Origin of the sequence: Leptospira ognonensis (assembly GCF_004770745.1) — a bacterium.
Lineage (GTDB): Bacteria > Spirochaetota > Leptospiria > Leptospirales > Leptospiraceae > Leptospira_A > Leptospira_A ognonensis.
Window position 1 is genome coordinate 322,361 of sequence record NZ_RQGD01000022.1, and the last position, 11,680, is coordinate 334,040.

Genomic DNA, 11,680 nt, shown 5'->3' on the forward strand with positions numbered 1-11,680 from the left:
TTTATTTTGCTTCCAATAATTTTTGTTTGATATCAGATTCAATTTTAACAAGTTCAACTTCGGCTTCTTTTCGTTTTCGTCTACCCTCATCTTGAATTTTTAATGTTTCAGTAATGGTTTCGATGAGTTGTTGATTTACTTTTTTTAACGTTTCAATCTCAACAATTCCCTTTTCTGATTCTTTGGCAATCTCAACGGTCCCCGTTTTTAACATCTCGGCATTCTTTTGAATCAATTCATTTGTTGTTTTCGTAACTTCTTGTTGGGCGGTAAGTGCCTTCCTTTGGCGAAGAAGACCCAAAGCGATCACAATCTGATTCTTCCAAAGTGGAATCGTGTTTAAAATAGAACTCTGGATTTTCTCAACTAATACTTGGTTTCCATTTTGGATCAATCGGATTTGAGGTCCGGTTTGCAGGGAAAGTATTCTACTTAGCTTTAGGTCATGGATTTTTTTCTCAAATCGATCCACCATCTGAACCATATCCTGGTATTTTTGTGAGGCCATGGTATCACCTTGCGCCTGTGCTTTGGTGAGCATTTCCGGCAAGATTTTATCTCTTAGTTCTTTGATCTTTTCATCGCCGGCAGCAATATAAACCTGAATCTCTTTAAAATACTCTAAATTTTTCTCGTATAAGCTTTGTAAAAGAGTGATATCTTTTGTGAGGTTTGTACGTGCCATATGCAATTCATCAACGATCTTCTCAATTTGAGAATGTAAATCCTCGAACTTTGCAAGAAAGCGTTTGGAAGCATCAAACAAACTTCCAATCAAAGGGATTTTGGAAAGGACACTGCCTTCGCCACTGACTGAGTCTAGGTTTAAATCTTTGACGCGAAAGAGAAGGTTGTTTAAAAGCTCTCCTGCATAGCCAGAGTCTTTCGTTTTGATCTCCGCTAACACCTTATCTGCAAATTCAGAGACCTTTGCTTGGACGGATGAGCCATATTGTATGATGTCATTGGGATCATTCAGTTTAATTTGGCCAGTTAACTCTTGTACTTTTTTTAGATCATCAGCCGTTAATTGTAGTTCGGGATCATTCGATTTAATTTCTAAAGAGTCCATCTGATTTCATTCCTAAAATTCTATTTCCGAAATTCTCGTTGGATCAAGGAATCCAAGCAAGCAGAAAACGAGAGGGGCAAAAAGGCGAATTTCCAGAAATTATTTTCCAATTTGTAAGTAAAAAAGCCCAAAATTTGATCCTACTGTCATTGATATCGTAACGTTAGAGCAAGTAAGCCTCCGATAATTTTTGAGAAAAATATATGTTAAAAGAATATAAGAATTTAATTTCCTTTCCTTCGAAAACAAGCGAGCTCTTGGTTGATTTGGACCTTTTTTCATCGCCTCTTTTTGGCAATGAGGAACTCAAGAAATTGCTCCAATATTTCCGACAGAAAAATTTTACCCATTATCTGATCGTAAAATTTCTCCTTTCGACGGGTGTCTCTATTCCTGATCTGCTCTACTTTCAGATCAAATGCATTGACTTTGAAAGCGGTATGCTGACTCTCACGGGCGGTAAGAGACTCAATTTTCGTAGAATTCGACTCGAACGCGAGTTTTTGCTCGAGATCTATCGGCACTGCTCGGACCAATCCATGGACTCTCCCTTATTCGGAGGAAGGCACGGCTGTTCGCGAAATGAACGTTCGATCCAAAAAATCCTAAACGCAGCCTCCCAATTCCTAAAAAAAGAGATCAATATTCCCATCATCCGAGAATCCATTGCCATCTCTTTCCACGAAAGAGGAGCCTCTCTCTCAGAAATCCAAACCTTTCTTGGTCATAGATCCATCAAATCGACCAAACAAAGGATCACCCATTGTTACAGAAGAATTGACGAGATGATGCGACATAATTTTACCAATTGGAAAGAAAAAGCAGCGTAAAAATTTCTTGAATCTTATTACAATTCAGTGATAGTTGCCCTAAGTAGGCGCGTTTTGGAAATTAAGACCAAAAAAATTGGAAATCATACGTTGGTTCATCTCAATGGCCGTTTGGACATCACACACTCAGACGAGGTGGAAGCTAAATTGGCGGAAGATGTGCAAAGCGGAACTGGTGATATCATCATCAACTTGGAACTCATATCATATATTTCATCCTCTGGCATTCGAATCTTCGTAGGAATGGTTCGCGAGTTGGACAAACAAGGCAGAAAGTTGAAACTTTGCTGTATCACGCCGCCAGTGAAGAAGGTTTTTGACGTTGTCGAGCTACTGGATTTGTTTGAGGTTTTCGAAACCGAACAAGAAGCAGTTGCTTCGCTATCGAAATAGACCTTTCACCCTGAATGCATTTCGTCTCACTTTTTTAACACTTTCCTTATTCTTTTTTTACCTCTTTTTCAGCGAATCTAGAACTTTTCCACCTACTTGGCCGGACGAAGTTCTATTTTTTTCGCCCTCGCAACAATTAGCAAATACTGGTACGCTTCGTACGGATGTACTGATCGGTTTGATTCCTGGGATGGAATCAAAAACTCTATGGATGACTCCCGGATATTTACTTTTGTCTTCCGGATTCTTGAAGATTTTCCCTCAGACATTATTAACCGTTAGGTGCTTGAGCTTTTTTTCCATCTATCTTTCGGCATTTTTGTTGGTCATTTTGTTATTTCGTTTCAAGTTTAATAAAGTTTCGATCATTATTGCCTTTGCGACTATGATTATGGAACCTTTATTTTTTCGATTTGGCATACCGGCAAGGATGGAAGGTGCCACGATTCTATTTTTTATCGCAAGCCTTCTACTTGCCTCATCAAACATACATTTTCTCATCAAAAGTATTTTGGCCGGCTTGTTCTTCGGTTGTTCTGTTATGACCCATCCTTTTGCTGCCTCCCTTGGACTCATACCGCTCTATTTGCTCATTTACGATAATCCGAGACGAATGGGTTCTTTGTGCACTTTCTTTATTGGGGTTGGGATACCCGTCATAGGTTGGATTTATTACATCTACCCAGATTGGGAACTTTTTGTAGTCCAATTCGGAGCCCAATTGGAAAGAAAAAAAGCATTGTTTTCCACCTTTGATCTCATTACGAAATTAAAAATTTTTATATTTGGATTCGCGTATGCAAAAATACGAATCTTCATCATTGCCTTTCAAGTTTTTCTGATCTCGCTCTTATCGTATCAACGATGGACAAAGGGTGAGACTCTGCCCAAACGATACGTGCTTTACTGGATCTGGATGCTGAGTGTGATTCTTTCCATTTATTCATCTTCTGAAGGATGGTATGTGATTCACTTTTTATTCCCTTTTGCTCTCGGTATGGCCATCATTAGCGAACAAAAAGTAATCGGAGTTAGGCTTGCATTATTTGGGATTTTGATTTCCTTAGCAGGTTGGCTTCACTTTATCTACCTCCATCATATAAAGTACAATTCAGAGCAAATATTGAACGAACACTTTGAAAAAGTTTACACTTCTATCGGTAGTTCTCATAAAATTTATATCCAAGCCATACCTGATCCCTATTTTTATTTGAAAGCACAAAATCCAAATCTACAGATTCTGGAATTTATACCTGGTGAACTCTCTATCCCTTCGGAAGTTTTTAAACAAACCATCTCAGAGCAAGATGCGTTTATTTTCTACAACGAAGACTTAATCAATGTAGCCATTAAAGAATTACTAGATGCAGACAAGGACTGGATCCGTGAGGAGTGGACAATCCCCGTTCCGCCTCAACATTGGTTGGCATTCAAAACGATTATATATCGAAAACCGAAATGATATGAAGGAAATCATAAATGTTTATCTTCGTTTCTTTCTCGTTATTCCTTTTGCTATCTCCAATTGTTACCATTCTAAAAAGGATGACCTTTCTATTTTGACCTTATTATCTCAAAATGCTCCTCCTGTCCGCGTGACGATCGTTGGTGATTCCTTATCGCAGTGGTCTGACAGTTTCAATCTCCGCCAAAAATTACCATCTTCCTATACGATCACCGATGTTTCACGGGCTGGTTATGATACAATTATGTGGTTGGAGGATTTGGCACTTGCTGAAGCCATTGCGACTGACATATATATTGTCGAAATCGGAACGAACGATGCCAGCTATAATGGATCTAGAGATTTTTTAAACCGCTATTCTCAGATCATCCGAAGATTGGAACAGCGTTCGAATTCATTTTTAATCTTAACTGCTGTGCCCAAAACCAATCAAACGGGTCTTCATGAAGCGATTCAAACGAATAACACATCAATTCGAGAATTTGTGAAAACAAATGGTCGTTATAGATTGGCTGATCTTGAATTGGTTTTTACATCTGCATCTGAAAATTTAACTTTATACCCCATCACGGATCCCATTCACCCCAATCTAATTGGTTACAATCTGATTGGAGAGGAGTATCGAAAGATACTTCTAGGTTTATGAGTTTAAATCGGCGAGGATTTTTAGACCTTTCAAAGTAAGCATCGGATCTATTTCATCAAATACTTTGTTATGCGAAGCATGTATGGTAGTGACTAAACCACCTGTACCTATGACTATAAAATCTCCTGGCAACTCGTCCTTAATGGCACGTACTATTTCTTTTAGCAATCCAATCCAACCATAAAAGAAACCTGATTGGATCGATTCGACTGTTGATCCGCCCATTACCTTTGCAGGAGCACCGAAGACAACTGGGGGTAGCTGTGCTGTATTTCGAGTCAAAGCATCCATCGAAATTTTCAGTCCTGGAGCAATCACACCACCGACATATTCAGGTTTTTCATTGATCACACAAAACGTGGTCGCGGTTCCTAAATCCACTAAAATGGCTTTTTTACCTGGAAACATCTTGGCACAGTACGCAGCATTCACGAGTCGATCTGCACCAATTTCAAACGGTCGAGGGTAGGTAATTCCGAAATTTAGCTTCATTTGATAATGAACTCTTAGCGGATTGACTTCAAACCAATCTTCTAACATTCGCTCGACGATCGGATTTAGCGACGGTACAACACTTGAATAAATAGCTCTTTTGATTCTTTCCGAATTCACTTTTTCGTGCGAGAGAAACCCTTTTAGAAAGAGTCCTAACTCATCCGATGTTCTGTCTCTACGCGTTACAGTTCGTTTGTGAAAGTCAGGTTGATCCTCCCCTTCTTGAAAAATACCGAAAACGGTATTTGTGTTTCCAACATCAACGACAAGCAAAAGCGGTTTTTCATTCATTCAGATTACCCGAAATATTGGTGAAGTATCCATCAAATCTATCTTCTCACCTTTCTCTGTCAGAATTATGAGAAATCCGTTTTCATCAATTCCCAAAACTTTTCCTCTGACGATTTTTCCTTCTGTTTCTGTTTCGATCGCCTTGTTTTTCAAAAAGGAATGTGCTTCGATCCAGATCAATTCGTTCAGAATCTGACTCGGATCGATTATTTTTATCAAATACGAATTTAAATTTTCGATTAGAGTTTGGGTGATTCTCTCAACCAATCCCTCTAATGGAGGATCATCTAACAAAAAAGTTACGCGGTCTTTTAAATCAGCAGGAATATTTTTTCCAAAAACATTGATTCCAATGCCGATGATGATTGTACATATACCTGCTTGGATTTCTGATTCAATGAGAATACCAGCGATCTTTTTTTCTCCGCGGTAAATATCATTTGGCCATTTGATTGAAAGTTCATTTTCTAAGTTTGGGAAATAAAACAAAAAAGTTCGAAGCAATGCTGCCGCAGAGAAAATGGAAAACAAAGGCAGGGAAATTTCAGGAGCTGGTATTTGCATCTTTCCAGAAAAAATTAGGTATTCGTCGCCTAATACCTGCCATACATTTTTACCTCTTCCTTTTCCTGCTGTTTGTTTATCCGCTACTACCCAGGAACCAGGTACTATTTTAGGATCTTTGATCCATTCATTCGTAGAATGAATTTCTTCTAGATGGTGTCCCATTTCTAAATTTAATAGATGGTATTGCATACTGAGACAAAACTCATGCGAATACTGTTGACGAAACAAAAAAAAGGATGTAAATTAAAATCATGGATCTAAAAGGGAAAAGCATTCTAGTCACGGGCGCGGGAATGGGTATCGGCGCTCTCATCTGCAAGGAGCTCGCAAAGGCGGGGGCCGATCAAATCATCGGTATTGACGTTCTCAAAGAATCGATGCGAGAGACTGAAAACTCCACAAAAGCACTCGGCTGTAAATTTATCGGTCTTGCTTGTGATCTTTCACGCGAAGACCATATTGAATCGCTCATCAAACAAATCAAAGCAGAAAAGCTCACATTCCAAGTTCTTGTGAATAATGCAGGCATTGCACCTTCTGGTCCATTTTCAGAGCAGGACTTTAGCGTCTGGAAAAAAGCCGTCCAAATCAACGTATTAGGAGTCATCAAATTAACGCATGCTAGCTTACCCATACTCACTTCCCATCCGATTTCACATATCGTAAACCTGGCAAGCATCGCTGGAAAATTTGGATCAGAGGGAACGGTTGTGTACTCGGCAACAAAACATGCCATAGTTGGATTTTCAAATGCCCTACGGATGGAATATTATGAAAAAAATTTAGGTGTGAGCTGGATCTGCCCTAGTATGGTCAAAACAAGAATGATAGATGGCGTAAAACCATCTCTTTTTACCCCCGTGATCGAACCCATCCTCGTGGCAAAGGCAGTTAAAAAGGCCATCGAAAAAAATAAGGCAGAAGTCATGGTTCCGGGCTATGTCAGGCTCTCCATCGTCATCTTGCCGACACTTTTCCCGAGATTGTTTATGTGGCTTGCTGTCAAAACAAAAGCATCACGTGGGTGGCTTTTGGCAAACAAGGGACTTGAGAAAAATATTCCAGTTTGAATTCTTGTCATCATGCACATTTCTGAAGTCCTCAATCGTAAAAAAACATCGATCAGCTTTGAATTTTTCCCTCCTAAGAATGAAGAAGCCTCTGAGGATCTATTCAAGAACATTCAAGATCTCTCCTCTTTGAATCCTGCCTACGTCAGCGTGACATACGGAGCAGGTGGATCGACACGAGACTTAACCCATGATTTAGTCGTTAAGTTACAACAGAAGACTGGTTTAACTATTGTTAGTCATCTAACTTGCGTCGGAGCAACAAAGTCTGAAATTGGTGAAATTTTAAAACGATACGAAACCTCAGGGATACATAACATTATGGCTCTACGAGGAGATCCTCCGAAAGGACAGAAAGATTTCGTAAAATTTGAAGATGGCTTTGAGTATGCTGGCGAACTCGTTGCCTATATTAAACAACATTTTCCAAACATGGGAATCGGCGTCGCCGGTTTCCCGGAAGGTCACCCTGCTACACCGAATCGACTAAAAGAAATTGAATATCTGAAGTGGAAAATCGACCAAGGTGCTGATTATATCTGCACTCAACTTTTTTTTGATAATCATGATTATTATGATTTTGTCGAAAGATGTGAAATCGCTGGCATTAAAGTCCCGATCATCGCGGGGATCATGCCAATCACATCGCGCAAAAGTATGGCACGTATGGCCGAATTATCATTAGGCTCCAGGTTCCCTGCTAAGCTTCTGAAATCTTTGTCTCGTGCTGAGGATGACTTATATGCAGAAAATGTAGGTATACATTGGGCAACAGAACAAGTCAGAGATCTCCTTGATCATAATGTAGCTGGCATGCACATGTATACGCTTAACAAATCTAAGGCGACAAGAAAAATTTATGAATCATTGGGTATTAGGAATTTCGATCTGATCTAGTTTTTCTATTTCTGGATTTTCCATCCCTAGATATTTGTTATTTTTCCAGTAACCCTCGTGAATGATTTTCCCTTTGGGATTGCGAATGATGGCTTTACCTTCTAATAAATTCTCAATCCAGATTCCCTCGAGATAATTTTTATCTGCAAAGATGTATCTACCTGGACCATTTCGTTTGCCCTCTCGGTAAAGTCCTTCGAATTTATCTCCATTAGGATAGACGTAAGTTCCTTGACCTACTCTTAGACCTTGCTCGTATACCCCCTCAAAATATTCTATTTCTGAATAGTAATACCTACCAGGACCTGTTCGCACATTGTCTTCATAATTTCCTTCAAATCGATGTAAGTTTGCATATTTATAAATTCCATGACCTTGTTTTAGATTGGATTGGAATGTTCCATCAAAGGTATCTTGATTCTGGTAAATGATTTTTCCTAATCCCTCTCTCTCAGAAGAATCAAAGTTTCCTAAATAACGCGAACCATCTGCTAGCTCTTGAACTCCCATTCCATTTTCGCATTCTCCATCTGCACATGTCTTTTCCATTGATGCACAGTGATCTAAGGATAAGATTACGAGCAAAAACAAAAATGCTGTTGATCTTTCCTCTGGGATTCTGATAACATTTATAAGATTCATATTTTGGATTAGTATATGAACTAGTTCAATTTTTACCATGAAAAAGGATATTCAAAATGTCATCAAAAAAGGTGCTCATTGTTGATGATAGTACGGTTACTCGTCTGATGATCAAAAAGATCATCGCGGAGTCCAAACCATTGATCGAATTCATCGAATTTGATACGGCTGATAAAGCAGCTATCTATCTTAAAACGGCAGAGTCCTTGGATTTTGTGACCTTGGATCAAAATATGCCTGGTACTCTTTCTGGACTAGATCTGGCCGCAGAGATTCGCAATCAATTTCCAAAAGTGAAAGTATTACTCATTACCGCAAACATCCAAGATGCGATCCGAAAGCAGGCCGAAAGCATCGGTATTACTTTCATAGAGAAACCCATTTCACCCGAGAAAATTTTACCTTTCCTTGGAGGTTTGTAATATGACCAAGCTCACCGAACTAGAAGAAGATGCCTTAAACGAATTGTTTAATATCAGTCTCGGGGGAGCTGCAAAATTACTCAGCGAGATGATCTCTAACGAAATTCTTCTGACAGTTCCGAGTCTTAAGATTGTAACTCTTGAAGAAGCGCTCAAACTTGAAGCACTAACAAGCAATGAAGTCTGCACCATTGAACAAAAATTTAGCGGAGGGTTAGGCAAAGGATCGGCATTTATTCTTTTTCATAAAGACTCGAGTCTCGAAATTGTTCGGATGATGATGAAAGATTATGTTGCCATCAATGAAGTGTCTACGTTTGAAAAAGATGCTCTAAGTGAAATAGGAAATGTCATTCTAAATTCGATTCTTTCAAATTTGGCAAAAATGTCTGCGCATAAAATCGAAACGGATATTCCGGAATTTCATATTGGAAAATACGAAGACTTACTTAAGGAAGACTACCAAAAGGTTGAACATGTTGATACCATACTTATGGCATACATCGATTACCATCTAAAGGGGAAGGACATCAAAGGTTACATCTTTTTTCTCTTGGAGTCTAAAACCATCAAACAATTGTCTCGCGTCCTCTTAGAACATCTTTAGTATTTTGTCTGCCTTAACGCTCCAAAACCTACAAACCATCATACAAAAGTCTGGTATAGGTATCCTCATACTTGATTCAGATTTAATCATACGCTTATGCAATCTATGGTTTTACCGATATTCTAGTCTAACTCCAGCAGACGTGGAGAATAAACATTTTTTCGAAGTTTTCTCAGACCTAAGAGAAACAAGAATCGAAAATTCCATCCGTTTCTGTTTGGATGAAAAACAGTATTCCATCCTTACACATACTTTAAATCCTTATCCATTTCCACTTTATGAAAATAACAAGGCTAAAGTTGAAAACAAAAGGATGTACCAATATTTACATATCATTCCAATTCCTGTCAATGACAGTGGCAAATCTCTTTGTATGATTCAAATTTCCGATGTCTCTCAGCAAGTCATCCGTGAAAACATGCTCCGAGAACAGATGAACTTAGCGACGACGACGAAGGAAGAGGCGATCAGAGCATCTAATGCTAAATCAGATTTTCTTGCCTCTATGAGTCATGAGATCCGAACTCCTCTGAATTCCATACTCGGTATGACTGAGTTGATGGAAGAAACAAAACTTACGGAAGATCAAAGAGAATACATTGAGGTTCTGAGAAATTCAGGAAAAGCTTTATTCAATATCATCAATGATATCTTGGATTTCTCGAGAATTGAAGCCGGTAAACTTGAGATTGATAACCACCCCTTCTCTTTAACCAATGTGATCGATGAGACATTATCTCTATTCTTTTTACGAGCTAAAAATAAAGGGATTCGATTAGACTCAGAGATTTCTCCTAATCTTTCTTCTTCTGTTTATGGGGATCCGATCCGAATCCAACAAGTGCTGATCAATTTACTCGGGAACGCGATCAAGTTTACCCAAGAGGGTTCCATTTCTGTTTCCGTATACCAGGATTTTGACCTAGAGTATCATAAAGAAATATTGGTGATTGAAGTCAAAGATACTGGTATGGGAATTCCCCCTGAAAAGTTGGAGAAAATATTTGAAAGCTTCACTCAGGTCGATAGTTCCACTACTAGACAGTTTGGTGGAACTGGCCTAGGATTAGCCATAAGTAAAAAACTAACAGAGCTTATGGGAGGAAGAATTTTCTTAACCAGTCAGCTTTCGAAGGGGTCCACATTTATCATCAAACTTCCTTATCTTCCGTACATTGACAATGTTCATCTCATGGTAACTTCTTGGGAGGGTATCGAAGTGCCCGAACCAGAAAACTTCCCTAAACTAAAAATCCTGCTCACCGAAGATTCACCGGAAAATGTTTTTTTAGTCCAATCGTTTCTGAGAAAGTATCCCATCGAAATCGATGTTGCTGAAAATGGTCAGATTGCCCTGGATAAAACGGAGCAAACGAAATACGATCTTGTATTGATGGACATGCAAATGCCGATTATGGATGGAAACGATGCGATCCTTCGCATCCGCGAACGTGAATTAAAAAAACACACGAAAACAAAAGATTCTCTTCCTATCATAGCACTGACAGCTAACGTCGCCAAAGAAGATATTTCTAAAAGTTTTGAAGCAGGATGTAATTCCTACCTAACTAAGCCCGTTAAAAAAATGGACCTGCTCCGTCTTTTATTTTTCTACACGAAAAAAGACTAAATACTACTTTGCGGTAACTTCTCGCCACCAATTTGGAGAGGATGATATCACACCTGATTGACCATATAACGAATTCGCGATGTTCAGTGATGCAGCACCTGCGGGTGTCTCCACTTCATAAAAATTTCTTCCATCTAACTCATGTTTCTTGAAGATCCTAAGTCCTTTTGAACCAAAGAATACCTCAGCTTGTTTCTCTGTGATGCCTCGTTCAAGTTCGACGATGATGTTGCCAGGGAGAGCAAGGTTGGCGGATCCTTTTAAGGATCGAAAAATTGGAGAATAACCTTGATTCTGTGATTGATTGAGTGATTTCGAAATTCCAACGGCTCCTCCCTGACCATTAGTTTTCCAGATATTAATTTGTCCATGCGAGCGGATTAGTTTAGCATTCGCATCTGCTTTTACAAGTGGCGAATTAAGATTTCTGCCTCCTGCGGAAGTCGTACCGCCAAACTCAGCTACTAAACTAGGATCAATTTCCAATAAAACCTTTTGATTTCCCTCATAATAATAAAGAGACTCTGGAAGCAAATCCTGTGAATAAGTAGATTTAGAAATACATGCCGAAAAAATTACAGCAAGTAGTGTAAAAAATGATCTCATGTTCATATCTTTAATTATTTTATTTTTACCAATCGCGTTTTCCATAA

General features: G+C 38.9%; 14 protein-coding genes. 9 read left to right on the top strand and 5 right to left on the bottom strand.

Annotation, left to right across the window (positions count from 1 at the left end; genetic code table 11):
* Position 1: 1 nt before the first annotated feature.
* Positions 2-1,072, bottom strand: a complete 1,071-nt coding sequence (locus EHQ58_RS07430) for a toxic anion resistance protein (protein ID WP_135623242.1) — start codon at positions 1,070-1,072, stop codon at positions 2-4.
* A 203-nt stretch (positions 1,073-1,275) separates the two neighbouring features.
* Here EHQ58_RS07430 and EHQ58_RS07435 point away from each other — a divergent pair, with 203 nt between their 5' ends.
* The 4 genes from EHQ58_RS07435 (at position 1,276) to EHQ58_RS07450 (ending at position 4,406) form a co-directional block, all read left to right on the top strand.
* Positions 1,276-1,902 carry a tyrosine-type recombinase/integrase gene (locus EHQ58_RS07435; RefSeq protein WP_135623243.1) on the top strand — a complete coding sequence of 209 codons (627 nt, stop codon included), beginning with the start codon at positions 1,276-1,278 and terminating at the stop codon, positions 1,900-1,902.
* A gap of 54 nt (positions 1,903-1,956) precedes the next feature.
* A complete protein-coding gene (locus EHQ58_RS07440) occupies positions 1,957-2,295 on the top strand; it encodes an STAS domain-containing protein (protein ID WP_135623244.1) in 339 nt (112 codons plus the stop codon).
* A gap of 391 nt (positions 2,296-2,686) precedes the next feature.
* Positions 2,687-3,757, top strand: coding sequence for a dolichyl-phosphate-mannose--protein mannosyltransferase (locus EHQ58_RS07445; protein WP_210412790.1), 1,071 nt, complete (start codon positions 2,687-2,689; stop codon positions 3,755-3,757).
* A gap of 1 nt (position 3,758) precedes the next feature.
* On the top strand, positions 3,759-4,406 hold the full coding sequence (locus EHQ58_RS07450) for an SGNH/GDSL hydrolase family protein (protein WP_167883563.1): 648 nt from the start codon (positions 3,759-3,761) through the stop codon (positions 4,404-4,406).
* Here EHQ58_RS07450 and EHQ58_RS07455 read toward each other — a convergent pair.
* Entirely contained in the window at positions 4,401-5,192 is a 792-nt protein-coding gene (locus tag EHQ58_RS07455; RefSeq protein WP_135623246.1) for a type III pantothenate kinase, read from the bottom strand. The genes EHQ58_RS07450 and EHQ58_RS07455 overlap by 6 nt on opposite strands.
* Entirely contained in the window at positions 5,193-5,948 is a 756-nt protein-coding gene (locus tag EHQ58_RS07460) for a biotin--[acetyl-CoA-carboxylase] ligase (protein WP_135623247.1), read from the bottom strand.
* A gap of 62 nt (positions 5,949-6,010) precedes the next feature.
* On the opposite strand from EHQ58_RS07460, the gene EHQ58_RS07465 reads away from it, so the two are divergent.
* Positions 6,011-6,829: an SDR family NAD(P)-dependent oxidoreductase gene (locus EHQ58_RS07465; RefSeq protein WP_135623248.1), complete on the top strand. Its 819-nt coding sequence runs from the start codon at positions 6,011-6,013 to the stop codon at positions 6,827-6,829.
* Between the two features lie 12 nt (positions 6,830-6,841).
* On the top strand, positions 6,842-7,726 hold the full coding sequence (gene metF / locus EHQ58_RS07470) for a methylenetetrahydrofolate reductase [NAD(P)H] (protein WP_135623249.1): 885 nt from the start codon (positions 6,842-6,844) through the stop codon (positions 7,724-7,726).
* Here the strand turns inward: metF and EHQ58_RS07475 are convergent.
* The gene (locus EHQ58_RS07475) at positions 7,694-8,368 is read right to left on the bottom strand and encodes an MORN repeat-containing protein (RefSeq protein WP_167883564.1); all 675 of its coding nucleotides are present in this window, start codon (positions 8,366-8,368) and stop codon (positions 7,694-7,696) included. The two genes, metF and EHQ58_RS07475, sit on opposite strands and share 33 nt — an antisense overlap.
* A gap of 56 nt (positions 8,369-8,424) precedes the next feature.
* Here EHQ58_RS07475 and EHQ58_RS07480 point away from each other — a divergent pair, with 56 nt between their 5' ends.
* Genes EHQ58_RS07480 through EHQ58_RS07490 form a run of 3 tightly spaced genes read left to right on the top strand, consistent with a single transcriptional unit; the run spans position 8,425 to position 11,027 of the window.
* Positions 8,425-8,790: a response regulator transcription factor gene (locus tag EHQ58_RS07480; RefSeq protein ID WP_135623251.1), complete on the top strand. Its 366-nt coding sequence runs from the start codon at positions 8,425-8,427 to the stop codon at positions 8,788-8,790.
* A gap of 1 nt (position 8,791) precedes the next feature.
* Entirely contained in the window at positions 8,792-9,397 is a 606-nt protein-coding gene (locus EHQ58_RS07485) for a chemotaxis protein CheX (protein WP_135623252.1), read from the top strand.
* A gap of 4 nt (positions 9,398-9,401) precedes the next feature.
* Positions 9,402-11,027 (top strand): ATP-binding protein, encoded by a 1,626-nt coding sequence (locus tag EHQ58_RS07490; protein ID WP_135623253.1) that lies wholly within the window; start codon positions 9,402-9,404, stop codon positions 11,025-11,027.
* Between the two features lie 3 nt (positions 11,028-11,030).
* Here EHQ58_RS07490 and EHQ58_RS07495 read toward each other — a convergent pair whose 3' ends face one another.
* Positions 11,031-11,678, bottom strand: coding sequence for a hypothetical protein (locus EHQ58_RS07495; RefSeq protein WP_135623254.1), 648 nt, complete (start codon positions 11,676-11,678; stop codon positions 11,031-11,033).
* Positions 11,679-11,680: the final 2 nt, after the last annotated feature.